Origin of the sequence: Kamptonema formosum PCC 10802 (assembly GCF_000332335.1) — a bacterium.
In the GTDB taxonomy this organism is placed as follows: domain Bacteria; phylum Cyanobacteriota; class Cyanobacteriia; order Cyanobacteriales; family Oscillatoriaceae; genus Oscillatoria.
In genome coordinates, this window is the sequence record NZ_KB235948.1 from 410,535 (window position 1) to 436,654 (window position 26,120).

At 56.1% G+C, this 26,120-nt stretch carries 25 protein-coding genes; 13 read left to right on the forward strand and 12 right to left on the reverse strand.

The features are described 5' to 3' along the window. Positions 1 to 516 precede the first annotated feature (516 nt). On the forward strand, positions 517 to 1,188 hold the full coding sequence (locus tag OSC10802_RS0101760) for a helix-turn-helix transcriptional regulator (RefSeq protein WP_017715067.1): 672 nt from the start codon (positions 517 to 519) through the stop codon (positions 1,186 to 1,188). Positions 1,189 to 1,373: 185 nt separating this feature from the next. Here the strand turns inward: OSC10802_RS0101760 and sppA are convergent, their stop codons facing one another. The 3 genes from sppA to pyrR form a co-directional block, all read right to left on the reverse strand. Then, a complete protein-coding gene (gene sppA, locus OSC10802_RS0101770) occupies positions 1,374 to 3,188 on the reverse strand; it encodes a signal peptide peptidase SppA (protein WP_026098078.1) in 1,815 nt (604 codons plus the stop codon). Positions 3,189 to 3,368: 180 nt separating this feature from the next. Beyond that, positions 3,369 to 4,418: a type 2 isopentenyl-diphosphate Delta-isomerase gene (gene fni / locus OSC10802_RS0101775; protein WP_026098079.1), complete on the reverse strand. Its 1,050-nt coding sequence runs from the start codon at positions 4,416 to 4,418 to the stop codon at positions 3,369 to 3,371. A gap of 183 nt (positions 4,419 to 4,601) precedes the next feature. Continuing rightward, positions 4,602 to 5,135 carry a bifunctional pyr operon transcriptional regulator/uracil phosphoribosyltransferase PyrR gene (pyrR, locus tag OSC10802_RS0101780; RefSeq protein WP_017715071.1) on the reverse strand — a complete coding sequence of 178 codons (534 nt, stop codon included), beginning with the start codon at positions 5,133 to 5,135 and terminating at the stop codon, positions 4,602 to 4,604. A gap of 60 nt (positions 5,136 to 5,195) precedes the next feature. Here pyrR and OSC10802_RS0101785 point away from each other — a divergent pair, with 60 nt between their 5' ends. Next, positions 5,196 to 5,399, forward strand: coding sequence for a hypothetical protein (locus tag OSC10802_RS0101785; protein WP_017715072.1), 204 nt, complete (start codon positions 5,196 to 5,198; stop codon positions 5,397 to 5,399). Between the two features lie 77 nt (positions 5,400 to 5,476). Continuing rightward, positions 5,477 to 5,677, forward strand: a complete 201-nt coding sequence (locus OSC10802_RS48580; RefSeq protein ID WP_155967303.1) for a hypothetical protein — start codon at positions 5,477 to 5,479, stop codon at positions 5,675 to 5,677. A 191-nt stretch (positions 5,678 to 5,868) separates the two neighbouring features. On the opposite strand, the gene OSC10802_RS0101790 is transcribed toward OSC10802_RS48580, so the two are convergent. From OSC10802_RS0101790 to OSC10802_RS0101820, 6 genes are all read right to left on the reverse strand, one after another. Next, positions 5,869 to 6,273 (reverse strand): hypothetical protein, encoded by a 405-nt coding sequence (locus tag OSC10802_RS0101790; protein ID WP_155967305.1) that lies wholly within the window; start codon positions 6,271 to 6,273, stop codon positions 5,869 to 5,871. A 353-nt stretch (positions 6,274 to 6,626) separates the two neighbouring features. Then, a complete protein-coding gene (locus OSC10802_RS0101800; protein WP_017715075.1) occupies positions 6,627 to 7,631 on the reverse strand; it encodes a calcium-binding protein in 1,005 nt (334 codons plus the stop codon). Positions 7,632 to 7,965: 334 nt separating this feature from the next. Beyond that, a complete protein-coding gene (gene cbiB / locus OSC10802_RS0101805) occupies positions 7,966 to 8,976 on the reverse strand; it encodes an adenosylcobinamide-phosphate synthase CbiB (RefSeq protein WP_017715076.1) in 1,011 nt (336 codons plus the stop codon). 313 nt (positions 8,977 to 9,289) lie between these two features. Further along, positions 9,290 to 9,685, reverse strand: coding sequence for a GFA family protein (locus OSC10802_RS0101810; protein ID WP_017715077.1), 396 nt, complete (start codon positions 9,683 to 9,685; stop codon positions 9,290 to 9,292). 30 nt (positions 9,686 to 9,715) lie between these two features. Beyond that, complete coding sequence (locus tag OSC10802_RS0101815) at positions 9,716 to 10,159, reverse strand: Rrf2 family transcriptional regulator (protein ID WP_017715078.1); 444 nt, start codon at positions 10,157 to 10,159, stop codon at positions 9,716 to 9,718. Positions 10,160 to 10,211: 52 nt separating this feature from the next. Beyond that, entirely contained in the window at positions 10,212 to 10,445 is a 234-nt protein-coding gene (locus OSC10802_RS0101820) for a hypothetical protein (protein WP_017715079.1), read from the reverse strand. A gap of 394 nt (positions 10,446 to 10,839) precedes the next feature. Between OSC10802_RS0101820 and OSC10802_RS0101825 the strand changes: the two genes are divergently transcribed. From OSC10802_RS0101825 to OSC10802_RS0101870, 7 genes are all read left to right on the forward strand, one after another. Further along, positions 10,840 to 11,241 (forward strand): AbrB/MazE/SpoVT family DNA-binding domain-containing protein, encoded by a 402-nt coding sequence (locus OSC10802_RS0101825; RefSeq protein WP_017715080.1) that lies wholly within the window; start codon positions 10,840 to 10,842, stop codon positions 11,239 to 11,241. A gap of 1,368 nt (positions 11,242 to 12,609) precedes the next feature. After that, positions 12,610 to 12,777 carry a hypothetical protein gene (locus OSC10802_RS48585; protein ID WP_155967308.1) on the forward strand — a complete coding sequence of 56 codons (168 nt, stop codon included), beginning with the start codon at positions 12,610 to 12,612 and terminating at the stop codon, positions 12,775 to 12,777. Positions 12,778 to 12,803: 26 nt separating this feature from the next. Then, complete coding sequence (gene ndhL / locus OSC10802_RS0101845) at positions 12,804 to 13,016, forward strand: NAD(P)H-quinone oxidoreductase subunit L (protein WP_017715084.1); 213 nt, start codon at positions 12,804 to 12,806, stop codon at positions 13,014 to 13,016. Positions 13,017 to 13,194: 178 nt separating this feature from the next. Beyond that, positions 13,195 to 13,527 carry a DUF3007 family protein gene (locus OSC10802_RS0101850; RefSeq protein WP_026098081.1) on the forward strand — a complete coding sequence of 111 codons (333 nt, stop codon included), beginning with the start codon at positions 13,195 to 13,197 and terminating at the stop codon, positions 13,525 to 13,527. Positions 13,528 to 13,687: 160 nt separating this feature from the next. Next, a complete protein-coding gene (trpA, locus tag OSC10802_RS0101855; protein ID WP_017715086.1) occupies positions 13,688 to 14,488 on the forward strand; it encodes a tryptophan synthase subunit alpha in 801 nt (266 codons plus the stop codon). An 801-nt stretch (positions 14,489 to 15,289) separates the two neighbouring features. After that, positions 15,290 to 16,063, forward strand: a complete 774-nt coding sequence (locus OSC10802_RS0101865; protein ID WP_017715089.1) for a response regulator transcription factor — start codon at positions 15,290 to 15,292, stop codon at positions 16,061 to 16,063. A 167-nt stretch (positions 16,064 to 16,230) separates the two neighbouring features. After that, positions 16,231 to 16,632, forward strand: coding sequence for a hypothetical protein (locus tag OSC10802_RS0101870; RefSeq protein WP_017715090.1), 402 nt, complete (start codon positions 16,231 to 16,233; stop codon positions 16,630 to 16,632). A 305-nt stretch (positions 16,633 to 16,937) separates the two neighbouring features. Here the strand turns inward: OSC10802_RS0101870 and chlP are convergent, their stop codons facing one another. Together chlP and OSC10802_RS0101880 are read right to left on the reverse strand one after the other, a co-directional pair. After that, complete coding sequence (chlP, locus tag OSC10802_RS0101875; protein WP_044170291.1) at positions 16,938 to 18,158, reverse strand: geranylgeranyl reductase; 1,221 nt, start codon at positions 18,156 to 18,158, stop codon at positions 16,938 to 16,940. A gap of 249 nt (positions 18,159 to 18,407) precedes the next feature. Beyond that, on the reverse strand, positions 18,408 to 18,593 hold the full coding sequence (locus tag OSC10802_RS0101880; protein ID WP_017715092.1) for a hypothetical protein: 186 nt from the start codon (positions 18,591 to 18,593) through the stop codon (positions 18,408 to 18,410). 178 nt (positions 18,594 to 18,771) lie between these two features. On the opposite strand from OSC10802_RS0101880, the gene OSC10802_RS0101885 reads away from it, so the two are divergent. Next, positions 18,772 to 19,788 carry a sulfate/molybdate ABC transporter ATP-binding protein gene (locus tag OSC10802_RS0101885; RefSeq protein WP_026098083.1) on the forward strand — a complete coding sequence of 339 codons (1,017 nt, stop codon included), beginning with the start codon at positions 18,772 to 18,774 and terminating at the stop codon, positions 19,786 to 19,788. A gap of 963 nt (positions 19,789 to 20,751) precedes the next feature. After that, complete coding sequence (locus tag OSC10802_RS38270; RefSeq protein WP_017715096.1) at positions 20,752 to 23,244, forward strand: hybrid sensor histidine kinase/response regulator; 2,493 nt, start codon at positions 20,752 to 20,754, stop codon at positions 23,242 to 23,244. A 63-nt stretch (positions 23,245 to 23,307) separates the two neighbouring features. On the opposite strand, the gene OSC10802_RS0101895 is transcribed toward OSC10802_RS38270, so the two are convergent. Continuing rightward, positions 23,308 to 23,658, reverse strand: coding sequence for a hypothetical protein (locus OSC10802_RS0101895; protein ID WP_026098084.1), 351 nt, complete (start codon positions 23,656 to 23,658; stop codon positions 23,308 to 23,310). Between the two features lie 376 nt (positions 23,659 to 24,034). Between OSC10802_RS0101895 and OSC10802_RS0101900 the strand changes: the two genes are divergently transcribed. Beyond that, positions 24,035 to 25,738 carry an ABC transporter substrate-binding protein gene (locus tag OSC10802_RS0101900; RefSeq protein WP_232731600.1) on the forward strand — a complete coding sequence of 568 codons (1,704 nt, stop codon included), beginning with the start codon at positions 24,035 to 24,037 and terminating at the stop codon, positions 25,736 to 25,738. Positions 25,739 to 26,120: the final 382 nt, after the last annotated feature.

Sequence of the window (26,120 nt, forward strand, 5' to 3'; positions counted from 1 at the left end):
GTGCTAATGCAACCCTGCGGCTAGCCTGGGAACGAAGGTTTGAAAGCTCTGCTTCCTGCTTGTTGCGAGAGGTAAAGGATGTGAATTCCAGAAAAATTGCTCGCTACCTTATTCCAGGAGAGCTGGCTTTGTTTTTCTTGCTTCCATAATAGCCGAGTTTCGTACTTCACGTCAAGGTTGGGATTGAACCGCCGGCAGCTTATTCAATCAATCCTTTTCTAGGAACTTTTGCCCACTCTCTCAGCCTCACCGCCAGTAAAGCCGGCTTTCTTGCAGCGCTGATTGCAGAGACTGCTGCTGCCCACTGGCGGCAGACCTGACTGACCCCGGAAATAAATATTATCAAATCCGTTTGATTAATTTATTTCCTAAGGGAGGGGTTCCGGTGAATTGCCCAACATTAAATTTGCTCTTTCTCCCCCTCACCCCCCAAGCCACCGGCACTATCGGTTCACCCAACGGTCGCTCTTAGGGCAAGCTAAGCTTAAAGAGAGGTTTCTTAAACATTTTTTAAGTATGGGGGAGAGACAAAAAGCCAAAAACCAAATTCTGCACCTATTGAAAACACACGGCTCCCAGAGTGCCGCCGCCCTAGCCAAAGAATTGCAGCTGTCTCCGATGGCGGTGCGGCAGCACTTACAGGCGCTGCAAGCCGAAAAGTGGGTAGCCTATAAAGAACAGCGGCGGACAAAAGGGCGACCGATTAAACTGTGGCAGCTAACCGAGGCAGCTCGACATTTCTTTCCCGACAGCCACGCAGACTTGATAGCTGACTTGCTGCGAAGCGTCGAAACCGTGTTTGGCGCAGCGGGACTGGAAAAACTGCTCTGCGAGCGCACCCGCCGGCAGGTGCAAAACTACCAGTCGGGACTAGCGCCGGCTGCCGGTGGCGGCGGCTGGCAAAATGCGGTAGCCGCACTGGCGCAGTTTCGCACTCAAGAAGGCTACATGGCAGAAGTCATGGCACAGCCCGATGGCAGCCTGCTGCTGGTGGAAAACCACTGTCCGGTTCAGGCAGCGGCTCGCACCTGCCAGTTGCTGTGCCGGTGCGAGCTGGAGGTGTTTAAAACCGTGCTGGGGACAGCAGTGACCGTGGAGCGGGTGGAGCATATCATGCAAGGAGATCGCCGGTGCGCGTACAGGGTAAACCGCATTGACGCCAAGATCGTCAAGGAAGAAGGGGAGTGAGGGGCAATTTTGGATGCCCGGATTTTGGATGCCCGGATTTGGGATGCCCGGATTTTGGATGTCCGGATTTGGGATGCCCGGATTGGGCATTGGCTTCCCCCTAAACCCTAAACCCTAAACCCTAACCCCTCAACCTTAAACCCCTAATCCCCTAATCCCCTAATCCCGGCCCAAATCCCCACCGGTCAGTCAATCCGGAAGTTGTAGGGCAAGCGGGCGTAGATGCCCCAGCGGTTGTTCAGGGGGCTGAGAATGGCCACCTGCTGTTTGAGTTGCTCCCACTCAGCCGTCAGCGGGTCGAGCCGCACCCCGGAAGGGGCAGCCTTCGCGCCCAGCAGTTTTTTCACAATCCGCTCTTCCAGACTGCGGGTTTTCGGGTACTCTTCCACTTGCCAGCCGTCCCCCAGCTTGGCCAGTGTGGCAGCCTCAGCGATGGCGTCTCGGATGCCGCCGATCTTATCCACCAGGCCAATCTTCTGCGCTTCCGCGCCAGACCACACCCGCCCTTGGGCAATCTGGGCTACGGTTTGCTTGGGCATGTTCCGAGACTCGGCTACTTTATTTAAGAATTGCTCGTAAACCTGCTGCACCATCTGGCGGTAGATGGCGAGCTCGCGCTCGGTTTTGGGGCGGACAGCGGTTTGAGTGTCGGCATAGGGGCCGGTTTTCACGACATCCCAAGTGATGCCGTTGTTATTGGCTATCTTTTGCACGTTCAGCAGCAGCCCGAATACGCCAATCGAACCGGTAATGGTGGTCGGTTCGGCAAAAATCCGGTCGGCATCGGTGGAGATCCAGTAGCCGCCGGAAGCGGCAACGTTGCCCATAGAGACAACCACCGGCTTTTCTTTGCGAGTCAGTTTGACTTCTCGCTGAATCACCTCAGACGCTGTGGCGCTTCCGCCCGGACTGTTGACTCGCAGCACTACGGCTTTGACATCTTTATCCTGTCGCAGCTTGCGCAGCTGTTTGGCCAAGCGCTCGCCGCCCACCTGTGTGCCGCCCCCATCGCCATCGACGATTTCGCCCTCGGCGTAGACAACGGCAATCTGGTTTTTTGACCGGAAAGCGGTTTGATTTTGGTTTTGCACTGCTTTGGCGTAGCCGCTCAGGCTAATTTGCCGGAATGACTGGCTTTCAGAGTCTTTGCCTGTGAGCTTTTTCAGGTCGGCAACCACTTGGTCGAAGTACGCTACCTTATCGACGAGCTGGCGCTGGCGGGCTTCTTGCGGCATCAGCAGCCCCCCACTGTCTGCTATCGCTTGCAGCTGTTTGGGGTTCAGCTGCCGGTGCTTGCCGGTGGTGTTGCGGAACTCGCCCCACAAGTCGTCGAGCATTTTCTGAGTCTGCAGCTGGTTCTCCGGACTCAGCTGGGTGCGCTCGAAGGGCTCGACTGCAGCTTTGTATTTGCCGGCTCTCACCACTTGCACGCCGATGCCGTATTTCTGCAAGGCACCGGTGAGGAACATGGTTTGGGAGCTGAAACCGTTGAGTTCCATCGCACCGAGGGGGTTGATGGCGATGGTGTTGGCCACGGAACCGAGGTAGTATTCTCCCTCTGTCCAGTCCTCGTCGTAGGCGACTATCTTTTTGCCGGTGGCGCGAAACCGCTCCAGAGCTTCGCGCACCTCTTTTAGGGTGGCCAAGCCGGCGCTGGTGCCGGCACTGCTGCCCTGGAGATAAATGCCTACAATCCGCTTGTCGCGGCTGGCTTTGTCCAGAGCGTCCAGCACCGCCCGCAGGGTGATGCTCTCGCTATCTTCATCGGAAAGCGCTTGTTCAATCGCTTCACTGGTTGTGGCCACCGGCTTGCTGTCGGTAATGTTGGCGGACAGGTCGAAAACCAGCACGGATTTGTTTTCGACTTTTGGCCCGCTGTCTTTGGAGGCGGCGGCAATCACTAGCATGACTAGCCCCCCAATCCCCAGACTGGCAATCAGCGCCAGTCCCAGCAGGCTTCCCACTAAACTGGCAAATGTGTATTTCAGGAAATCACGCATTGAAAACATCCTCGGCAAGAGTGCGGGTGCGGGAGTGAGGGAGTTTGGAGCCTGCGCGAGTATTTATATTTTCTATTAAAACTCTCCGCTAATTGCTCATTGCTAATTGCTAATTCAGCCACAGCATCGCTGGCTTTCGCCCAACTCCCCAACCCCCCACACCCAATACCCGTTACGCTTCTATCCTAATCGCTGCAAAACGCCAGAGTCTTTCAGCTCGGAGAGTGTGGCGCAACCGGCGCACAGCAGCACTGTAGCCAGCTCTGCAATTAAGACCTCCGCCAGCTCACCGGCAGCTTGTTCGGATTCAGCGGCGGCTTGCAAAAATGGCCGTGCCAAACCGGCCATGTCCGCACCCAACGCTATCGCTTTGGCGGCGTCCAAGCCGTTGGTCAATCCCCCAGAGGCAATCAGGGGAATCGCCGGCGCGACGGCGCGAATGCCGGTCACGCACTCGGCGGTGGGCAGCCCCCAGTCGGCAAATGTGGCTCCCAACCGGCGCTGGCGGGCGTCTTTGGCCCTCTGCCCCTCCACCTTCGCCCAGGATGTCCCGCCGGCACCGGCCACATCAATCGCAGAAACGCCGGCATCGATTAATTTCTTGGCCATTGCTGCGGAAATGCCGTTTCCGACTTCTTTGGCAATCACCGGCACTTCCAACTTATAGCACAACTTAGATATTTTGTCAAGCAACCCTCGAAAATTGGTGTCGCCCTTGGTTTGGACGCACTCTTGCAGGGGGTTGAGGTGCAAAATTAGGGCGTCCGCTGCCAGCAAGTCAATGACTCGCCGGCACTCATCAATGCCGTAGCCATAATTCAGCTGCACCGCGCCTAAATTGGCAAACAGCAGGATATCCGGGGCGACTTTTCGCACCGCAAAGGTATCGCCAACCGAGGGGTTTTCCACCGCCACGCGCTGGGAACCGACGCCCATCGCAATTTTATAATGCTGCGCGACTTCCGCGAGCCGGTAATTAATTGTCTTGGCGAGTTCTGTCCCGCCGGTCATGGAAGAAATCAGCAGCGGCGCACCCAGCTGTTTGCCGAGGAATGTGGTGCTTAGATCGATATCGCTGAGGCTGAGTTCTGGCAAGCAGCAGTGGGTGAAGCGGTAGCGTTCCAGCCCGCTGGTGGTTTCGCGGAATTGCACGTCCTCTTCGAGGCAAACTCGCAGGTGGTCGGCTTTGCGGTTTTGGGTTTCTGCCGGTTGGCTATTGGGCGAATTCACAGGTAGTAGTTCAGACAAACGCTGATAAAAAGACTCCTGATCTAGTTTACCTGCCGGCAGCCCCCCAGTCACTCGCTGGCGCTGGAATTTTGACAGGCCGGTTGGGTTGGGTCGCTCTTGGCTGGCGTCAGCTAAAGAGCGCACCCCAGCACCGCTGGCACTTTATCCCTTATCCTCGCGCCCTTATTTGATGAGCTCCACCGCATCTCGCCCATCTATCTCCTGTAAGTAAACCTTCACCTGTTCTTCATTGGCAGTGGGCAGCTTTTTGCCGGTGAAGTCTGGGTGAATTGGCAGCTTGCGATGCCCCCGATCTACCAGCACCGCCAGGTAAATGGCATCGGGCCGGCCATATTCATTGACCGCATTTAACGCGGCGCGAACCGTGCGCCCCTCGTAAATCACGTCATCGACAAGCACGACCATTTTGCCCGTGAGGTCAAAGGGAATATCTGTTCTTGCCGGCGTTCTCATGCCAATCTGATTCAAGTCATCCCGGTAGAACGTGATATCCAGAGCGCCCACCGGCACTTGGACTTGTTCGAGCACTTCAATTTGACGCGCCAGCAAGTGAGCCAGGCACACACCTCTGGTGTAAATGCCCAACAGCACCAGATCGGACAGATCGCCAGACTTTTCGACGATCTGGGAAGCCAGGCGGGTAAGAGTACGGCGCAACTCCTCAGCTGAGAGAATTTCTACCACTGTTGGGGACATACCAAATACCTAACTTGAATAACTGTTAACTTTTTCTCCTGACCTGTCCAGCACTTCTAAATGATTTGTGAAATTCTCTGCCTGTTCTTTCCTTGGCGCTCTACCCTGCGGGAAGCCGCTGGCGCGTCTAAGGCGTCTTGGCGGTTTCTGATTCAAAGAATTCTCACAACTCACTTAGAACCGCTACAGTTTTTATTGAACCGCAGGGCGCAAACCCTGAGTCTTCCCAAAGGCAGCCTGTTTGGCTTGGCTTCCCGCAGGTAACCCCGCCCGCGCCGGCCTGATGCCTGAATTATTAATCAACGGTATTTCATATTATAGCACGGGAGGCGAGGAGGATTTTGCGCTCTGCAAGCCGCTTCCCCTCGATTGAGGCGCATCTCAACGCCCGCACCTCACACCCCAGTGCCGGTGGCAACTCGGCAGTCATTTTTTTGGAAACTATAAATTATAGCTTATTGTGCGATGAATGTAAAGTCGGGTGCGTTCCAGAGGAACGCACCCGACTGTCTGCTGTCAAGTCCCTGGGAATCTTATTGTAGGGGTGGGGCCAGTTTAATAGATAATCTTTGCCCCTCGCAGATATCTCGTTTTAACCCGATACTTGAGCTAAAACTTCCGCTGTAACGGACACTTTCAGTGGGCGAATAAAAACGCAGCCAGCCTGAGTAACTAAGTTTATTTAAGACTCCCGGGTTTCTTAATTTTCAGTATCCTTATGTATACTTGCCGGTCACTTATTCTGACAGCAGCCCCTGTAGAGCGTACCATTCTCCAGGCTCACCAAGACGTGATGGGAGTATTTATTGTCGGACATGCCATCGATACAGCTATTATTCGCCGCTCTAATCACCGAGAGGACAATCTTCTCGGCACCGCTGTTGCGCGACGCCCGCACCTGGAAGGCAGTATTTTCCATTGCTCCCCTTGCTGTAGTGACTTGAGCGCCCCAGTATTTTTTTGCCTTGTTGCCCGAAAATTCCGGCGTGCTGAACTGCACCATGTTTCCCTCCACTTCGACGCCCCAGAAAGGCTCGGTGCCGATGCACTTGAGCTTGGAAGTATTGGGGCTAGCCGCTGAAGCAGACGCCGAAAGCGCCAAAAGGCAAAAGGCACTCAAAATTATCCCAGCTTTCATATTCAACCTCAATTCGTTTAATGGGCGAGACGGCTGAACCGGCGCTCAAAAGACGCGCCCTTGCTCTCTTGAAGAAGACGTGGATAGCGCCCCTGCTGTTCCACTGATTGTGCGAACGCCCCCGGGGTTACGCACTTATATTATAACTCAAGTTGCAACTTACAATCCGTAAGTTTTTCCATGCGCCCAGACGGGGCGGTTGTGCCCCACCCACGGAGACTGCTTTCAGGGCGGTTTTCCCCTCGCTTCCCCTTCCAGCCTTTGCCTGGGAAGGCGGCTTTCCCCGCTCCGCCGACTTCAGGCACAACTTAGGTGATGAGAAAGTAGGGTGCGTTCCGCAAAGCGGAACGCTACTACACTAAATAGATGCTCCCATCACTCTCACTCAGAGAAGTCACCCCCCGCACAACAGCAACGAGATCCGGAGAGGGTGCAGCTCCGAACCCCCCATTGAAAGCGTAATAAATATTAACATTTCCCTCAGATGTCTGGAAGAGATAGTCACTGATATCGAAACCGGCTAGCTGAATCCTGTCCTTTCCGACTGCAAAATTTTCAATCATAGCGAAGTCCGCATCACCGGCACCTGTATAGAAGCTCAGAGGCGTGTAAACTCTCGAATTGGCAATACTGCCCAGAACGAATGTATCGTTTCCGCTGCCGCCAATCAGCACATCAGCTTCACTCACACCCAAACTCCGAAAATCCAGACACTCTCCGCCGGTGGGAGTGCCGCCAATAACACAGGAACCGGGAGACAAATCAACTCCGCAGAGGGTATCTTGATTGCCAAAGCCAGTTACGGTATCATTCCCACTGGTGCCGCTAAAATAAACACCAGTGCGGTTTTCAAATTGTCCGAATTTGCTATAATGTTCTAAGCCCGATTTAAAAGCGCCCGCCGCAATTGCCGCCGCCACATCGGGGTTGGCCTCGCGGTAGCCAAATTCATTGAAAGTCGTGCCAGAACGACCTTCAGCTTCCCCGAAAAGCCTGTAGTGATCCAGCCCAGAACTGAAATCGCCCGCCGCTACCGCCGCCGCCACATCGGGGTATCTTCGCAGATACCACCCCAGATCAAATAATGAACTCGGCGCTCGACCTTCTGCTTCCCCAAACAGGATATAGTGTTCTAGCCCAGAACTGAAACCGCCCGCCGCCACCGCCGCCGCTACGTCGGGGTTTTTTTGCAAATAAAACCGCTCGTCATACAGCGGTGACACCAGCACCCGGCGTTCCCGCAGCCCAAACTTTTGAAAGTGTTCCAAGCCTGATTGAAAAGCCCCCGCCTTGACAGCGGCTTCAACATCGGGGTAACTTTTTAGATAGAAAGCTTCGTCAAATATAGCAAAACTCATCGCCTTATCTCCAGGAAGGTGCACTGGGAACGTGCCCTACAGTTCTTGCTAATTATTAAGGCCAAGTTGAGATATAGCGGCTCTCAGCTGGATGAACTATGGCCCAGCAACCCGGTTTCTTGGAGAAACCGGGTTTCCCAGTACCTCACTAATCTGAGAAACGCTATATAGCGGCTCTCAGTTGGATGAAGTACGCCGCAGGACCCTGGAAGGGGGCGGTCTCCGTGTGCCGCACCGCCCCTACCCTCACCGGGTTTCTCAGTACCTCACTAATATGATAAACGCTATAGATAGGATTTTTCCTGTGGCGGAAAAGGCTTTCCTGCCGCCTTTTTCAATCCAAAATCCCAAATCCAAAATCCAAAATTGCTACCAGCCCCCACCCCACAGCAGCCACTCCCAACCAACTCAGAAAGCACCACCGATTTAGCCGCAAGGCTTGACGAATGACAGCCGGTGTGATAGGATTAATATCATCCCCAAGTAAGGGCTTGTGTTTTGCCACTCCCCGGTAATAGTTCGTCCCGCCCAACTGCACGCCGAGAATGGCGGCGCAGGCACACTCACTCCAGCCAGAGTTGGGACTGGGGTCTTTTATCGCGTCCCGCCGGCACACCTGCCAAACATAGCCGAGTTTCCCAGAAATCAGCCCCAAGGTAATTACCGTGAGCCGGCAGGGGAGCCAAGTTAGGGCATCTTCCATCTTAGCACTAAACCATCCCAAATGGGTGAAGGGTTCCTCTCTGTAGCCGACCATTGAATCGAGAGTGCTGGCAGCCTTGTATGCTAGAGCGAGGGGAACGCTGCCCAAGGCTGGCACGAGCAACCCGAGAATGGCATAAAATAAGGGCCCAGTCACGCCATCCACCGCATTTTCACTGACCGTTTCCAAGACAGCGCGGAGGATTTCTGGCTCGGAGAGATTTTCTGTGTCTCGCCCCACATAAAGGCTCAACCGGCCTCTCGCCGCCGGCAAATCGCCCGCTTCCAGGGGTTGCAAAACGTCAAGAGCGGCGGATCGCAAACTCCGACCGGCAAAACAGCTCGCGAGAAGGACACTTTGTGCGGCGACGCCCAACACAGGAGAAAGCCGGTAGGAAACAGCAGCGATTAACCAGCCGGCTGCCCCAGAAACGGCGAGCAGTCCAGTAGCGAGGACAGCACCGGCAAACCGTCTCGTTCGCGGACGATTACACGTTTTAAATATAAGCTGCGTGTAGCGATTAATCGCCCACCCCATGACCCGCACCGGATGTGGCCACCCCCAGGGGTCGCCGACAAGATAATCCAGGAAAGCCGCCAGCAGTAAAACGGTATGGGAAATGGGGAATTGGGCGCTGGGCATTGGGGAGTGGGAAGGGGTAATTTGGGCCGGTATTTGGGGATTTGGGGACGGTCACCCCAGACAAGGGGGCGAGCTATTCTTGGGGGCGCGATAGGGGATTCTATCATGTTTGGCCAATTGCCGGGACTAATTTCTCCCTCCCCCCCGCAACGGTATATTGCGGTAAAATCACCAGACTTGATTGGGATTCCATCCCTTCAGACGGCGCGTGGCGGGACGCGCCCCTACAAAAGGGGGCACAATCTTAGCCGCCCTTTTTAAGGGGGGTTGGCGGGATCTAAAACCGGCAGTGCGTGCGTCCGTCCTTAAAATATTAGCCCTGCGCCCGCAGCTGTTCTATGCTTTGCTCCCAGTTCGCGCCGTCGAAGGGCGTAATGCGAAATCGGGAGAGCTGATCGCCATCGAGACAGCGCACGTTCACTGAGTAACCGTCTGGATGGGAGCGGGGGCGATAAAAAGCGTGAATGCCGCAGATGCGGCAAAACCTGTGCTTGGCAGTGCCGGTGTTGAAGGTGTAGGTCGCCAGCACATCTTCGCCCTGGAGCAGGGTAAAGCGCTCTGCCGGCACAATTAAGTGTAAAAAGCCCTTTTTTGTGCAGATAGAGCAATTGCACTCCACCGCCTCGTACTGGTCAACAATCACCTGGAAGCGAACTGCGCCGCAGTGACAGCCGCCTGAACAGGTTACAGGTTCATCCACTGTTGCCATCTGGTGCCGGGAAAATTATATACTCCTTATTTATATAACAAAGCGGGCTTCTTCTCCTTGGGCGGCGATCCTGCTGCGGGCGTCGTAGTAGAGGTCTTCGAGGGAAATGCTGTACAGCGCTTCCTTGAGTTTTTGGTGCAGCCGTTCCCACAGGGTAAAGGTCACCCAGTCCCCAGCTTGCTCGCTGTCGGGAGCGTACCCGGAGAGGGGCTCAATGGTTTCGCCCACAGCTTCCAGTATTTGTCCGAGGGAAATTTGTGCCGGCGGTTTTGCCAGCTGGTAGCCCCCAGAAGCGCCGCGAACCGACTGGACTAAACCGGCGCGGCGCATTTCAATCAGCAGTTTTTCCAGGTAGGGTGCCGGTAAGTCTTGGCGCTGCGCAATCGCTCTCACCGGCGCAGGGCCATACTCAGGCTGCATGCTTAAATCGAGCAGCGCCTTGACGCTGTAGTGTCCGCGAGTGGTTAGCTTCATGCCGGCAGTCAACCTAGGAATTCTTACCTCACCAGTTACAGCATACTTGAGTTTATCCGAGGCGGAGGGCAGCCGGCTTCAAGTGCGCCTCCAGATCCTCTGGTGAGCTTATCGATTTTTTCCCCGCAATGGCTTTGGGAGGGCGCGACAGGTGTGAGGGTTGTGTCGCCTGGGGGGTGAGGGCGGTCCTCACTGCGTCTTCCGCTGCCGGCTCAACCCCGTCTTTCCCTCTTCTCCCATCCGTTACATCTGATATAATCAGCTGTCGGCCTGAAGCAGCTGCCACTGCCGGCGATCGATTCAATTGGCTCAATCGGTATTGAGGCTATTGCCCCCAGGATCTGACCGGCAGCACAGCCGAAAGGAATTAGGGAGCGATTCGACATGAGTGCGAGCCGGCATGAATGAGCTCGTTAGCTTCTTCAAGATAGCCGCTCTCCCACACCTCGACCGGCAGCCAGGATCTGACTCGCCCGCAAGGGTGATCCATCGCTCCCCCAACCGCCCGGACGCTGCCCGAAACATGGCAGCTCAACCGAGATCGGGGCAGCCAGTGAACCCATTAACCCAATTGGCGTAATATAGTTTCACAAGCTGACATCAAACTATAGTTTCTTTTTCTACCAAAGGTCAGCTAAGATAGACTACTGTACACCACTTGTTGAGAAGTAACAGACAAGATGACTAAGGACAAGAAGACCGACCCACTAACCGGCGAGGAGCTCCTGCAGCGAGTTAGAGAGCTCGGGAACCTCAGCAAAGAAGAAAAAGCCAAAGCCTGCGGCTACTCTACCATCACCAAAAATGGCATAGAGCGCGTCAATATGATGCAGTTCCTCAACGCCCTGATCGATGCCGAGGGGATCGAGCTCGATGGCAAGGGCGGCGGACAAGGCCGTGGCGGACGCACTGCCAGCTATCGGATTAGCGTCCAGTCCAACGGCAACCTCCTGATTGGCGCAGCTTACACCAAACAGATGGAACTCAAGCCCGGAGATGAATTTGAAATCACCTTGGGACGCAAACACATTCATCTCAAACAAGTTGACCGCAGTCGCGCAGAAGATGCGGATGCTGCCTAGCAATCCCGAGGCAGCCGGCAGATGTCCCCGCCGCACCAGACGCTCGCGCTAAAAGCGCGGCTCAATGAATTCCCTGATCAGTGATGGCAGCGGTGGCTTAGCAACCGCAGCCCACTTGCATTCGCCACAGCGGCTTTCACGCTTGTGATTGAGAGGGCGGTCGGGTTTCCCAGGGTTCGCCAAAGCGCTTTCCTCACGGAACAAACCGGCTGCCACCCTTGCAATTTCTGGCAAATTCATTAGGCCCAAGCGCCGGCAGCCCGTGCCGGTGCGACTTGCGTTTCGGGGCTGATTCTTCCCGGATCTCCGCCCTCACGGAAACCTCTGCGCTGGAATGGCGCTTTTGGGAGCTTCCTGAAAGCTTTGCGGGATACCGCCTCTATCGTCTTTGATGGCGATAGGGCCATCGTTGCATTGTCCGGAGATTACCGGATAAATGTCGCGTAAATGTATCAGAATTGAACATTCTCTGCCAGCCAGACGGATGTGCCGGCACTGGACTCAATCTTTGAAACAGTTTCAGCGTTTTTAACTGCCATTTTTTGCGCCCCCTAACTAGCGCGCAGCGTGCGGTCTTAACGCACCCTGATGTTAAGCTCTTACGCTTTTAATATGCTTATTTAAAAAAGGGGGCAGAGCCTCCGGCGGCCCGTTAACAGGCGGAGCCTGGGAGCGAGGAATAGAGATGGATAGCACAAATTAAATGCACAATAGCTTGCGCCGGCACCCCCCGGCGCAACAAAAAAATAAGCAACAGCGGGCCGCCCGATCTCCAGATCGGGCGGGAGCTGGATTTTCATGGGGGCGGAGGGACTTGAACCCTCACGACCTTTTCGGGTCAACGGATTTTCACTCTCCCGCAGCTTTCGCTGCTGCCGGTGGGCAATTGCCCGCCGGCTTTGAGAATTGGACTCTCCCTTTACCCTCGACTTCACGTTAGGGCAGCTCCCGTCGAGTCTCTGCACCTTCCGACAGGCGCGCGGATCGGCTTACCGCAGGGAGCGCGTTTTGAGCTCAACTCACTCGCGTCCCCGCTCCCGACACCGGGCCATGATTTCGGCTTGGCTCAGGATTGCCTTATCTGTGGCCAGATTTAGGTTTCCCTGAATTTGAGAGCGTTCACTTGCAGGATTTCTCCTCCAAGGCTCAGCTGTCTAAGTCCGTAGCGTCTACCATTCCGCCACGCCCCCCCAATTGGGCTGACTGAGGCACTCGCACAGATAGCGCGATTCCCTCACTTTTCTTATTTCACCACAAACAGGATATTTATGCAAGGGGTTGAGCGGCAGAACTCCCTGAGGCGCGCCCCCAGAGCGGGCCAGCCGGCGGCCAGCGCTCTCCGGCCAAAAACCCTCTCCCCGCGAGCCGGTGGGGCGGTACAATAAAAAAGTTCAGGACACCGGCACCCTCCAAGAGGCCAGCAGTGGCGGCAGGTCAAGACCGGCACCCGATCTGGGGACACAGTTTCTGCGAGCGCCTTCATCGGGCGTGCGCCCACTCTTGGGCCGGTGCCGGTGCCCTGACTGGCGGATCTAGTTGTTTCAGCTGTGGGTTCTCAAGGGATGGAAGTTGCGCTGCTCCTGTATGTGATTTTGGGTGGAGCTTACCTGCTGGTGGTTCCCTTCGCTCTGTTTATTTACCTGCAAAAACGCTGGTATGTGGCTAGCTCCTTTGAGCGGGCCTTCATGTACTTCCTAGTGTTCTTTTTCTTCCCCGGTTTGCTGCTGCTCAGCCCCTTTTTGAACCTGCGCCCCCAGCGCCGGCAGCTCACCTAATGCGGTTGGGCTGTGAATTTTGAATTTTCAATTATACAGCGTTTCTCGATCTGAGTGCGGTGTCCAGAAACCCGGTTTCTTGCAGAAACCGGTTTTCTGGGGCGTCCTCAATCCAGCGGAGAACCGCTATAATGCAGAATTCAGGATTCAAAATTCACGTCCCAACGCCCCCAACCAGATGCGACGAATTGACATCATCGGAATTGGCCTGGGTATTTTTGCTGCAGGCGGCTTGGCGTACCTGGCTTTGCAGGCTGCCGGTCTTGACAGCGCAAATGCCGGGATATGGAGCCAAGTGTTTTTAGTCGGCGGGTTAATCGGCTGGCTGCTGACCTATTTATTCCGCGCCGTGACTCAGAACATGACCTACAACCAGCAGCTGAAAGAGTACGAGTCAGCGGTTTTGCAAAAGCGCCTCGAAGAACTGACGCCAGAACAGCTGGCACAGCTGCAAGCAGAAATTGAGCGGGAAAAGGAAAGTGAGGCGTCTCCTGACGCAAAAAAGCAGTAAGTGTTCAGAGAAACCGGGTTTCTTGGTGCTGGCCGGTTTAAAATCTTAAGACAGCTTCAAGAGAAATCCGGTTTATGGCCGCCGGCGGGGCTTAACAGTTACGTTAAAACCCTCTCCCAGTCTAGAGCCTGAAAAATTAGAAAATTTAACAGTTATTGGAATGAATTCGGTTTCCCATTGCTTTGAATCCCTGCGCGCAAAAAACGAGTGCGCCCTGATCCCGTTTATCACCGCCGGCGATCCGGACTTGCAGACAACCGCTGAAGCCTTGCGCGCGATCGACCGCAGCGGTGCCGACCTGATTGAGCTGGGAGTTCCCTACTCCGACCCCCTGGCGGACGGGCCGGTGATTCAAGCGGCAGCCACCCGCGCTCTCGCTAAGGGAACCCGCATAGATGGGGTGCTGGAAATGCTTGCCGGCACGGTTCCGGCACTGCGAGCGCCGATTGTTCTGTTCACCTACTACAACCCGATTTTGAACTTGGGGACAGAGAAATTCTTGCAGAAAATTGCCGGTGCCGGCGTCCGGGGGCTCGTCGTCCCCGACTTGCCCCTAGAAGAAGCGGACGCCCTGCTGCAACAGGCGGATAGCTTCGGAATTGAGCTGACTTTGCTGGTGGCTCCCACCAGTCCCAGAGAGCGCATTGAAGCCATCGCCCGCCAGTCGCGGGGATTTATTTACTTGGTGAGCGTCACCGGCGTCACCGGCATGCGCTCCCAAGTGCAATCGCGAGTCCAGGATATACTCGCCCAGATGCGGCTTCTCACCGATAAACCGATTGGCGTCGGTTTTGGCATTTCCGATCCCCAACAAGCCCGTCAGGTAAAAGACTGGGGGGCAGACGCCGTAATTGTCGGCAGCGCCTTCGTCAAACGCCTCGCAGAGGGCCCGCCGGCAGAAGGGCTCTTGGCCATCGGCCAGTTCTGCCACAGCCTGAAAGCCGCTCTCACCACTCCCTAAATCAGAACCGCGAGCCTGGGGGAGGCCAAACGCCGATTTCATACAGGCTCGCCAGCGCCGGACCGCCAGTCCCGCCAGGCTGGAAATCCCTCCGCCACTCCGCCCCTTGATGCGGGCCGGCCCGCCAGGAAATGTTAAGAATTCTTAACACAGGCGAAATTTTTGCTCTACAGATTCAAAACTAAGCTGTTAAGCTTTTAACCTGCTTTTCCGTTGAAAGGGGGCAGATCCTCCAGATTGCCTTCCCAGCTTGAGCTGGGAACGAGAGAATAGAGATGGGCAGTGCAAATTCAATGCGCCATAGCTAAAAATCTCCTGCTGCCTCCTGCTGGCTTATACATCTGCTGCCAGACCGGATGGCGTTTATAAACATTTAACTAGCACAAATTTATAAAGCTTAACAATAGGGAGAATATTTTAGTATCGTATATAAATGGTTATTTTGACCGCATGATGGCTTCCTGCGGATTGTAAAAAACGCAAATTAGATGCGTGATATCGGGCAGCCGGCCACGGGCCCCCTAGAGGTAGGGCCGCCGGCAGGCCGCTCTGTTGCCAAAATCCCTGAAATCAAGGCGGGAGAAAGCGTCTAGGTCTTTTTGCCGGCTCTAGCTTCCGGGAGGGGCGCGGCGAGGTCGGGGAAGCGCCGGCTGGCGCTGCGGCTGGCAGCAGGGGCTGGGCCCGACTGGGCCGACTTTGGAAATAATTAAGAATCTGCTTATAATTTTGACAGGAATCTTAGTATTCCTGAAAAGGTTCTCAACGAACCTTAAAAAAACACTGCAGTCAAACTTTTTAATGATGCCCCGCATACTTGTCATCGACGACGACCCCGCCATCTCGGAACTTGTAGCCGTCAACCTGGAAATGGCTGGCTATGAAGTCAGCCAAGCCGAAGATGGCATCAAAGGACAGGCGCTGGCGCTGCAACTGATACCCGACCTGATCATGCTCGACCTGATGCTGCCCAGGGTGGATGGATTCACCGTCTGCCAGCGCCTGCGGCGAGATGAGCGCACCGCCGACATTCCCGTCCTCATGCTCACCGCCTTGGGCCAAACCCAGGATAAGGTAGAGGGCTTCAACGCCGGTGCGGACGATTACATGACCAAGCCGTTTGAAGTCGAAGAAATGCTGGCGCGGGTGCGAGCCCTGCTGCGGCGCACCGACCGCATCCCGCAAGCCGCCAAGCACGCCGAAATTCTCAACTATGGCCCCCTGACCCTCGTCCCCGAAAGATTTGAGGCGATCTGGTTCGACCAGACTGTCAAGTTGACTCATCTGGAGTTTGAACTGCTGCACTGTCTGCTGCAGCGCCACGGGCAAACCGTTTCGCCCAGCGAAATTCTCAAGGAAGTCTGGGGTTACGATCCAGACGATGACATAGAAACCATCCGGGTGCATGTTAGGCACTTGAGAACCAAGCTCGAACCTGACCCCCGCCACCCCCGCTATATTAAGACGGTTTACGGTGCCGGCTATTGCTTGGAGCTGCCCGGCACTCCGCCAGGAACCGAGAGCGCAGCAACAGCCAGTGGGGCGGGAACCGGGGCAAATTTTGCCAAGGAATCTTGAGCCTCCAGAATTCCAACACCTGGAGCGGTAAGTCTTGGACTTGCCCTTCGGGCTGGAGTTTGCCCACCGGCAAGCCGATGTCTGTATCTCGCTCCCTCTCCCGCACTTGTGGTGGGAACCCCCTTTTTGGGCACAGATCCTAGGGCATAGGGCATGGGAAATGCCTTATGCAGCAAGCCTGGGAAAAAACGAAGAATTTTTGCCCCTCGCCAGAAGTCCACAAGCGAGTCTTGCTGCTTTTAAAGGCAAATGATATGAGAGAAATCCGTCTTTTCATAAAAAACGGGTTTCCAAATTTTTACACCGGCCCTCTGTGCGCCAGCCGCTTGGGAACTTGCGCACCGCTCTATTTTCGCAGTCATGTTGGTTTGAATCCCCATCTGGTGCCGGCACTGCCTTTTCGCAGAGATAGCGGTCGAACCCCAGCTTTTGCGCGTCCCGACCGGCACGCCTCTCCAAGAAATCTTTTCCGGTGGCGTCAGGACAGGCGCACTGGCGGCAAAACTCCTCACCAGCCAGGGGTGCTGCTGGCTGCCGGCTGTATTATTTTTTCAAGGAAAATTAAATAAACGCAGCTCGACTGAGCCAAATTTTGGATGCAAGGATTTTGGATGCAAGGATTTTGGATGCAAGGATTTTAAAGCCGGTTGGGAGCTATTTTTACTCCTGCTAAAGAGCCGATTGATAGCCCTTCTAAATAATTTGTGAAATTCTCTCTCTTTTCTTTCCTTGGCGCTCTTGGCGTCTAGCCAACGGGCAAGCCGCTGGCGCGTCTATGGCGGTTTATAAAAAAAATCATTTTCACCCATCAATTAGTTAGTGGGGCAGGGTGCGTCACTCCGAATGCACCCTGCCGCCATCAGCGACTCAGCCGCTAGGGAGCGAGGGCGTTACCGCGCAGCAAGCTGCCAATGGTTTTGGCAGTAATCTTCATCTGAATGAAAGGATTTGCCGGCACCACAGTCTTGTAGAGATAGCTGTCAAACGTCAGCTTCTGAACATCGCGGTCAGAGCACATTTCCACGAAAGCTTCGCGGGTGGCGTCAGTGCGGTAAAACACGGTTTGCAGGATGTCAAGCACCTTGTAGGTGAGACCGTATTTCTTATCCCACCGCTTCAGGTAGACCTTGAGTTCATCCTCAGTGGGAATGCGAGATCCCCCGCTGGAAAACTCGACAATGGTTTCCGCGCACATGCGACCGGACTTAGCGGCAAAGTAAATGCCTTCGCCAGAGGATTTAGTCACGTAGCCGGCGGCGTCTCCCACGAGGGCGACGCGCCCCACCACGCGGCGGGGGCGGGGGTGTTCCGGAATCGGGTGAGCTTCCACCTTGATAATCTTACCGCCTTCCAGCTTGCGGGCGGCGCGGGCGCGAATGCCGGCTTGCAGGTCTTTGATTTGGGCCTTGTTCACCTTCATCGTGCCGGTGCCCACAGCCACGTGGTCGTATTTGGGGAAAACCCAGGCGTAGAAGTCGGGGGAGACATCATTCCCAACGTACATTTCGGCGAGGTCTTCGTAGAAGGCCATTTTGTCTTCCGGGAGGCGAATTCGCTCTTGGAAGGCGATGGCGTAATTGTAGTCACCGGCATCGATTTCCTTGGCGATGCGGGAGTTGGCACCATCTGCGCCAATCACCATATCCACTTTCAGGGTTTTCACAGTCCCTGTCAAGCTGCCGTTGGAGTGGTCGGCGTAGTGGATAGTGTAGGGTTGGGAAGTGGAAGCAGGCAGCTCCAGTTTGTGGACCGTGCCGTTAATCAGAGTCGCCCCCAACTTTGAGGCGCGATCTCGCAGGAAGCCATCGAGCACTTCCCGCCGGCACATGCCGATATACTCTTCTGGGTTATCCAGCTTGATATCGACCTCAATGTTCGACGGTGAGATCATCTTCATCTGTCTCACCCGCCGGTCAATGATATGGGGCGGTAAGTCAAACTCGCTCACCATACACAGGGGAATCGCCCCGCCACAGGGCTTGGCATTGTCTAGCTTGCGCTCGAACAAAAAAGTTTCAATACCGGCTTTTGCCAGAGTCTCAGCGGCAGACGACCCAGCAGGGCCAGACCCAACAACAGCAACCCTCAGTGCCAAAGCTTTTCTTCCTATATTTTGGTCTACAACGTCTGATGGTATCACGGACGCGCCGGACCGCTCACCCACACTGCCCCCAAATCCGGCGAAGTTGCAACATAGCTTAACAAAACCGGGCAAAAACCCTGAAGTTTTCTTGCGAATTGTGTACTTTGCCATTCCGGCACTGCCAAAAGCACCCATCTGTGGTATAAAACTACAGTAACTCCATCGGCAAACCGGGGTTTAGGGGGCGGCGTGCCGGTCGGCTCAGCCGCAGGGCTGTGCAGCGCCTTCCGCCATCTGGGGCGTCAAAACCGGCCCCTGGATGGAGTGCCGAGAAACCGGGTTGCTGGTGCGAAACTGGCGGAAGCTAGGCGAAGGGCGCACTCGCGCTCCCGTTGGGTCTGCCGCGCCCCACAAGTGGGGGATACAGTCGCGGACGGCCTGAGCCATCTTCTGGAACTGGGAGAACACACTTTTGCCATAATGTCAAGAGGCCCGGGAACTCAGCAGATGTTCCCGCCAGGTGGGTAAAATTCAACCCAACATCCCCAGGCTCAAGGGTTTCCCAGAGAAGCCCGGTTTGTCAACCCCGTCACTGATAACTGCTATTGTCCAGAGGTTTCTTGCAGTGGGCATTGTTGTTGAGAACGTATCCAAACAGTTTGGCAGCTTTCAAGCTGTGGACTCTGTTAGCTTAGAAATTAAAGCCGGCTCCCTAGTCGCCCTATTAGGGCCCTCCGGTTCAGGGAAATCCACGTTGCTGCGGCTGATTGCCGGTCTGGAGACGCCAGACACCGGCAAAATCTGGCTCACCGGCGCTGACGCCACTTTCCAGAGCGTGCAAGACCGCAATATCGGGTTTGTCTTCCAGCACTACGCCTTATTCAAGCATCTCACCGTGCGGCAGAATATAGCCTTCGGGCTGGAGATTCGCAAGGTGTCCCCGGCGAAGGTGAGAGCGCGTGCCGAAACACTGCTGGAATTAGTGCAGCTCAAAGGGCTCGGAGATCGCTACCCCTCGCAGCTGTCCGGCGGGCAGCGGCAGCGGGTCGCCCTGGCCAGATCTCTGGCGGTGGAGCCGTCAGTATTGCTGCTCGACGAGCCGTTCGGAGCCCTGGACGCCAAAGTGCGCAAAGACTTGCGAGCTTGGCTGCGACGCCTGCACGACGAGGTGCACGTCACCACAGTTTTTGTCACCCACGATCAGGAAGAGGCGATGGAAGTCTCCGACCAAATTGTGGTGATGAACAAAGGGCGCGTCGAGCAGGTGGGGACGGCGGCAGAAATTTACGACCGCCCCGCCAGCGCCTTCGTGATGAGTTTCATCGGGCCGGTCAACGTGCTGCCCAGCAGTTCGCGGATCTTCCAGGACAGTGGGGTTGACTCCACTCACCCACAAATTTTCCTCCGCCCCCAAGACGTGATCGTGCAAACCCAACCAAACGGCACCACCGCACCGGCCAGAGTCAGCCGGCTGATCCATCTCGGCTGGGAAATTCAGGCCGAGCTGACCTTGGATGACGGCCAAGTCGTCACCGCTCACCTCACCCGCGACCGATTTGACGAGCTGCAGCTGGAGCCGCAACAGCGGGTTTATGTCAAGCCAAAAGATGCCAAGTCTTTTCCGCTATCTTACTCGATTTAACCGGAAAGGATAACGGTGTGTGCTCTTAGATAGTTTTATTTAAAGGGATGTAACAGATAGTTGAGCAGCATATCCGGCAAAACAGTATCTGTTACACCCTCCGGCTGGCCCGAAGTGGGAGGTGCCTGGAGACTTGCCGGCTCTGGAGGGCTGGAAACCGGGGAAAAATCCGCCACAATTTTCTTTAATTTTCTCCAGCCGGCATCTAACTGCGGTATAATGTAGGTTTGATGAAAAAAGCGTTCTTGCCTCAGGCCCTGCGATGGGCTGCCTCCGGGGGTTGAGCAGTGCTAGCCACCACAGGAGTGCCGGTGCCTCACAGCAGCTAGCCGGCCCCTGACGCGAGAAACCAGACGCGAGAAACCCTTCTGTGTGCAGCTGCTCGCCTTTCCCCCACAGCGGGCCACGGGTTTTGGAGCGCCCGGTCTGGCCGCAGGAAAGCAAGGATATGAGCGGCTTTCAGCCATTGGAAGCGCAAAAGCTGCCGGGCAGCAGTCCGGGAGCAGCTTTGGCTTGGAATGGCCGGCGTTGCCACCGGGAAGGAGAGACAAACATGATAGGAGGGTGCTATCATATACTATAGGGAGAGGCGATGAAAAGTTAATTAAAAATTAAAACTTAAAAATTAGAAACCCAAAAGGCAACTCTGTTAAATTTTTAATAGATGAAACCGCCCCTGCGCTTCCTGCTAAGTGACGGCACCCAGATGACCGAGCCAAGGCTTGACGGCAGCTGGAAGGGGAATTTTCCGACATTACGGTACAGGGAATCAGGCTCAGCTGAAGGCTTTTATCAAACGCTTTGCGGGGCGAATTCGAGGCTGGCAATTGCAGACGGCCAGCTGCTGCCGGCGAATGGTCTGAAGGTGCTGGAAACTTTAAAAGAGCGCTATCCCGACTGCGACAGCAAGATGATTTGGATAAGCCACAGTGAATCAGTCAAGTTTTGTGTTGGGAAGGGACAATGGAGGACATCACCTCGGAAAGGCGGGCGCAAGAGGAACTCAAACTTTGTGAGGAGCGGTTTCGGATTGCGCTGTTGCACTCACCGGTGACTGTATTCAATCAAGACCTCAACCTGCGCTACACCTGGATTCAGAATCCGCCGCTGGGGTACAGCGTCGAAGAGGTTTTGGGGCGGACAGATGCCGAGCTGTTTCCGCCAGAGAACGCTGAGATCCTGAGTGCAATTAAGCGCCGAGTCATAGAAACCGGAATGGGGGTGCGCGAGGAGATCCGGACCGCCAAGAACGGAAAGACTTTTTACTGCGACCTCACGGTGGAGCCGCTGCGCGACAGTAATGGCAGTGTCCGGGGCATCACCGGCGCTATAGCGGACATCAGCGATTGCAAGCAGGCGGCTGCTGAGCGCGAGCTGCTGCTCAAAGAACAGCGCCGCCAGCGGCAGTTCCTGGAAAAGCTGCTGGAAAACGCACCCATAGGCATCGCCGCCGTCAAAGGGCCCCAACACCGGCACATCCTGGCCAACCCCACCTACAGCGCTATTGCAGGGCTGCTGCCCCAAGATGTGGTGGGGCGGACGGTGGCGGAGGTGTTCCCAGAGGTCGCCGCCAGAGGGGCGACCGACTGGCTCGATGAAATCTACCGCACCGGCAAAACAGTCAGCGTGCGCAATTGCGAGACGAACGCCGGCCCTCAAAAACAGCAGACGTACTGGAACATCGATGGCGTGCCGGTGCAAAGCTCTGATGGCCAAGTGGAAGCAGTCCTAATTCTGGCTCAAGAGGTCAGCGAAACCGCACTCAGCCAGAAGCGGCTCGCCTTTCTCTCCGAGGCTTCCGCTGTGCTCGCCTCCTCGCTGGAGTGTGAGACCACGCTCGCCAACGCCGCCCGCCTGGCCACACTCACCCTCGCTGACTGGTGCACCGTTGAGATGCTCGAAGACAGCCAGTGGGTGAGCCGAGTGGCGGCGGCGCACCAAGACCCAGTGAAGGAGCGGCTGGCACAGCAGCTGCCTCCGCGCTACCGCCTGGACCCGCAAGCCAAAATAGGCGTGCCGCAAGTGCTGCGCACCGGCAACCCTGAAATTTACCCAAAAGTCACTGACTCGCTGCTGGAACTGGCAGTTGGAGACTCGCAACAGCTAGAAATCCTGCGCCGGCTGGGCCTGAAGTCCGCCATGTGCGTGCCGCTCACCGCTCGGGGCAGAACCCTGGGCGCAATCTTTTTCGCCCTGGCCTCCAGTGACCGCCGCTACGGCCCAGAAGACCTGGCCTTAGCTGAGGAGCTGGCTCGCCGCGCTGCAGTGGCTGTGGATAATGCCAGACTCTACCGCTCGGCAGAAGAAGCGAACCGCATGAAGGACGAGTTTCTCGCCATCCTCTCTCACGAGTTGCGCACCCCCCTGAGCGCCATGTTTGGCTGGGTGCGGCTGCTGCGCTGCTCCGAACTCGACGAGGCCACCAGCGCTCGCGCCCTAGAGGCAATCGAGCGCAATGCCAGGGCGCAAACGCAGCTGATTGAGGACTTGCTAGACGTATCGCGGATTATTCGCGGCAAACTCCAGCTCAATGTAGGCCCAGTGGATTTGGTGAGTGTGATTGAAGCCGCCACCGACACCGTAGAACAAGCGGCTGAGACTAAAGGAATTGCCCTCAACCTCAGGCTCGAGCAAACGGTTGGCCCGATTGCCGGCGATGCCGACCGCTTGCAGCAAGTGGTCTGGAACCTGCTGTCCAACGCCATCAAATTCACTCCCGAAGGGGGGCGCGTCGATCTCCGCCTCGAGCGGGTTAACTCTGCTGTCGAGATCCACATAACCGACACCGGCAAGGGCATCGGCCCGGATTTCCTGCCCTTCGTCTTTGAGCGCTTCCGCCAAGCTGACAGCAGCAGCACCCGCGCCTACAGCGGCTTGGGACTGGGGCTGGCCATTGTGCGCCACTTGGTGGAGCTGCACGGCGGCAGTATCAGCGCCTTCAGCGCCGGCGAGGGGCAGGGCGCAACCTTTACCGTGAGGCTGCCGGTCGGGGCTGTATCCTTCGCGGATGTGAGCTTTGAGCAGGTTCGCGGGCCGGTTGAGGGAGTTTCTCCCCCTGACAGCGCCCCTTTGCTGGAAGGTTTGCGGGTGCTGGTTGTCGATGATGAGGCTGACGCCCGCGAGCTTGCAGGGACGGTGCTGGAACAGTACGGGGCTGAGGTGACGCTGGCGGCTAGCGCTATCGAGGCGCTGGAGGCACTCGACCGGCAGCGGGCGGATGTGATGGTCAGCGATATTGGCATGCCAGAGGAGGACGGCTATTCTTTAATGCGGAAAATCCGGTTGCGGTCAGCAGAGCGCGGCGCACAGGAGATGCCGGCAGTGGCGCTGACGGCTTACGCTCAGGAAAAAGACCAGCAGCAAGCCCTCTCTGCTGGGTTCCAGGTCCACCTGTCCAAGCCGGTCGATCCCGTCGGGCTGGTGGCCGCTGTCGCCCGGGTGACGGGGCGAAGTTGAGAAACCCGGTTTCTTAAAGAAACCGGGTTTCTGGGACAACTAACCCCCACCCCCTAATTGCGTTTAGTCTCGATTGGTGAGTTTTTCCAGCGCGCGCTCCACCTGTTCCTTCACGCTAGTGGCGTTCGCTGTTTCTGGGGTGATCATCTTGTCCCTGTCAGCGTCGCCCTGAACTTCATTGATACCTTTATTTGCTTCCGCCTGGGTTTTTTCCAGGTCGTAGGGTTTGGACAGGACCGCTTCTTGTGACTTCTTCTCAATTTGTGTCAGGTTCGCCTCACCTTCTGTGGGGTCGCTGCGGTGAGCAGCAGAAGCCGGCAAGGCGCTGGAGACAAACAGCAATACGCACACGCACAGAGCTGCCAAAACGCGAAACACACGCCGCACGGGTAAGTTGAATCGGATAGATTGCATAAAGTCGTTTTCTCCCACTTGAGAATTTAACATCGTTCAGGCTGGCGCGCCGTTTGAGGCCAACCGGCATCCTGAACAATTTGTTGAACTACTCTACTTCTAATTGATATGGCATCCCGACTGAATCTTTCCCGGGATAGATTTTCTGCCCGCCTTAACCTATAGGGTCGGTTAAGAATCCCTCCCTCTTCCCCTAGATAGATTTGTGCGATATATGGGGTTTTTCATCTGACGGAGGTACTGAGAAACCCGGTTTCTTTAAGAAACCGGGTTTCTGGCATGTACTTCATCCAACTGAAAACCGCTATAAATGATGATTAGCTCAGTCATAATTGATTGCGCTCTATCCCTCACGCGCAGGATCTGGCAGCGAACAGTGAAAACTTCTCCCCCACGGCGTCCCGATCTCAGACGCGATCCGGCACTCGGCAAGATGAAACAGTGGCACCGGCTCGGACAATTGCTCTGCTCGCTGTGTGTTTGCGGCTTGCTGCTCGCCACCTGCACTCTGCTGCCGGCACCTGAGGGGCACAATGCCGGCACAGATCGCATCACCATTGGCACTACCTTGAAAGTTCGCACCCTTGACCCAGCTGACGCCTACGAACACGGGTCGAGCTTGTGGATTAATAATCTGGGCGACCGGCTCTACAGCTACGAGACAGGCACAACCGAGCTGAAACCCCAACTGGCCACAGCCTTGCCGAAAATTAGCAAAGATGGCCTGACTTATACTATCCCCCTGCGCACCGGCGTTCTCTTCCACGACGGAACTCCCTTCAACGCCGAGGCGATGGCCTTTTCCCTGCGCCGGTTTGTGGCAAACAAGGGCAACCCTTCCCAGTTGCTGGCGGAAACCGTGGAATCCGTCAGCGCCACCGGCGAGTACGAACTCACCATTCAGCTAAAAAAACCCTTCGCGGCCTTTCCCGCCCTCTTGACATTTTTCGGAACTTGTGCTATATCTCCCCAAGCCTACGAGATAGGTGTCGGCAAATTCAAGCCAGACACCTTTACCGGCACCGGCCCCTACAAATTGGCCAAATATGGCCCTGATTCCCTGAAATTGGACGTTTTTGAGGAATACTGGGGCGAAAAGCCGGCCAACGGGGGGGTAGACGTTCAAATCTTCAGCAGCGCGGCTAACCTGTACAGCGCCTTTCGCGCCGGTGCGGTGGATATCGCCTACCAAGACCTCGACCCAGAGCAGATTAGCAGCCTGGAGCAAATGGCACCGGCACAGGGGTGGGGTGCGATCGCAGCCACCGGCAATTATGCCAGCTACTGGGTGCTCAACACCAGCAAGCCGCCTTTGAACAGCCCGGATGTCCGGCGGGCGCTGGCGGCATTTACCGATCGCCCCTTACTGGTGGAGCGGGTGCTGAAAAAGCAAGCCGAACCGCTCTACAGCCAGATTCCCACCACCTTTGACGTTTCTGTGCCGGCGTTCAAACAGCGGTACGGGGATGGGGGTGCCGGCAAAGCTAGAGAACTGCTGCGAAAAGCGGGATATACCAAAGACCGCCCCCTGAAAATAGAAATCTGGCACGCTTCCGACGCACCCGTCCGGGGTTTGGTGGCCAGCACCCTGAAAGCCTTGGCGCAGCAGCGCCTCGATGGAGCCCTGCAGCTGGAAATCAGGAGCGTCGAGTCCACCACCGCTTTTGACAATTTGGAAAAAGGCATCTACCAGACATTTTTGCTCGGCTGGTATGCAGACTTTTTCGACGCCGACAACTACGTCCAGCCGTTTCTCGACTGTTCCAAAGGCTCGCCAAAGGACGGCTGCAAGTCTGGGAGCAGCCAAATGCTGGGTTCATTCTACTACAGCGAGCGAGCCAACGAGCTGATTGACCGAGAGCGAAAAGAGCAAGACCCCCGAGCTCGCAAGGCAATTTTTGGCCAACTTCAGGAGTTGAGCGCCGAGGATGTCCCCTACATTCCCCTGTGGCAGAACATCGATTACGCTTTTGCCCAGAAAGGCGTCACCGGCGTGCGGGTAGATCCCACCCAGCAGCTTCCCCTGCCGGCAATTCGCCGCAGTCGGGGCGTCCCGCCTGTCGAGAAAAACCGCAATTAGGCGTAGGACAGGCGTCCCGCCTGTCCTTCCCCCTTGGGGGAACGCACCCTACTTTGGCAGATATAAGCTTTTAGGCTTTTAATCTTCCTATCTGCCCAAAGGAGGCAGTCGCTTCGGAACGGCGCACACCGCCACCAATGAAAACTGGCTCCACCGCAAAGGAGCCGGTAGGGCTAAAGCCCAACTGCGAACCTTTTCAAGGCAGAGCCTCCAGGACGGCGTTCCCCGCCTGAGGCTGGGAACGAGGGATAATTAGGCGTAGGACAGGCGTCCCGCCTGTCGGGGAAAACCCCAGCTTGCAGGGCGCACCGCGACAGCGACAGATAAGAGCAACAAAAGCGCGGAACTGAGCTCTCGTCTCCCGAAGGGCGGTGGCGGATGG

Coding starts and splice junctions, on each gene's coding strand:
- OSC10802_RS38270 (WP_017715096.1), top strand. CDS start 20,752: ATGGAGGACATCACCTCGGAAAGGCGGGCGCAAGAGGAACTCAAACTT.
- pyrR (WP_017715071.1), bottom strand. CDS start 5,135: ATGTCCCCAACAGTGGTAGAAATTCTCTCAGCTGAGGAGTTGCGCCGT.
- OSC10802_RS0101880 (WP_017715092.1), bottom strand. CDS start 18,593: ATGGCTCAGGCCGTCCGCGACTGTATCCCCCACTTGTGGGGCGCGGCA.
- OSC10802_RS0101810 (WP_017715077.1), bottom strand. CDS start 9,685: ATGGCAACAGTGGATGAACCTGTAACCTGTTCAGGCGGCTGTCACTGC.
- OSC10802_RS0101760 (WP_017715067.1), top strand. CDS start 517: ATGGGGGAGAGACAAAAAGCCAAAAACCAAATTCTGCACCTATTGAAA.
- OSC10802_RS0101865 (WP_017715089.1), top strand. CDS start 15,290: ATGCCCCGCATACTTGTCATCGACGACGACCCCGCCATCTCGGAACTT.
- OSC10802_RS0101800 (WP_017715075.1), bottom strand. CDS start 7,631: ATGAGTTTTGCTATATTTGACGAAGCTTTCTATCTAAAAAGTTACCCC.
- cbiB (WP_017715076.1), bottom strand. CDS start 8,976: ATGCCCAGCGCCCAATTCCCCATTTCCCATACCGTTTTACTGCTGGCG.
- OSC10802_RS0101815 (WP_017715078.1), bottom strand. CDS start 10,159: ATGAAGCTAACCACTCGCGGACACTACAGCGTCAAGGCGCTGCTCGAT.
- OSC10802_RS0101850 (WP_026098081.1), top strand. CDS start 13,195: ATGCGACGAATTGACATCATCGGAATTGGCCTGGGTATTTTTGCTGCA.
- trpA (WP_017715086.1), top strand. CDS start 13,688: ATGAATTCGGTTTCCCATTGCTTTGAATCCCTGCGCGCAAAAAACGAG.
- OSC10802_RS0101785 (WP_017715072.1), top strand. CDS start 5,196: ATGATTTGTGAAATTCTCTGCCTGTTCTTTCCTTGGCGCTCTACCCTG.
- sppA (WP_026098078.1), bottom strand. CDS start 3,188: ATGCGTGATTTCCTGAAATACACATTTGCCAGTTTAGTGGGAAGCCTG.
- OSC10802_RS0101870 (WP_017715090.1), top strand. CDS start 16,231: ATGCAGCAAGCCTGGGAAAAAACGAAGAATTTTTGCCCCTCGCCAGAA.
- OSC10802_RS0101825 (WP_017715080.1), top strand. CDS start 10,840: ATGACTAAGGACAAGAAGACCGACCCACTAACCGGCGAGGAGCTCCTG.
- OSC10802_RS0101895 (WP_026098084.1), bottom strand. CDS start 23,658: ATGCAATCTATCCGATTCAACTTACCCGTGCGGCGTGTGTTTCGCGTT.
- ndhL (WP_017715084.1), top strand. CDS start 12,804: ATGGAAGTTGCGCTGCTCCTGTATGTGATTTTGGGTGGAGCTTACCTG.
- OSC10802_RS0101790 (WP_155967305.1), bottom strand. CDS start 6,273: ATGAAAGCTGGGATAATTTTGAGTGCCTTTTGCCTTTTGGCGCTTTCG.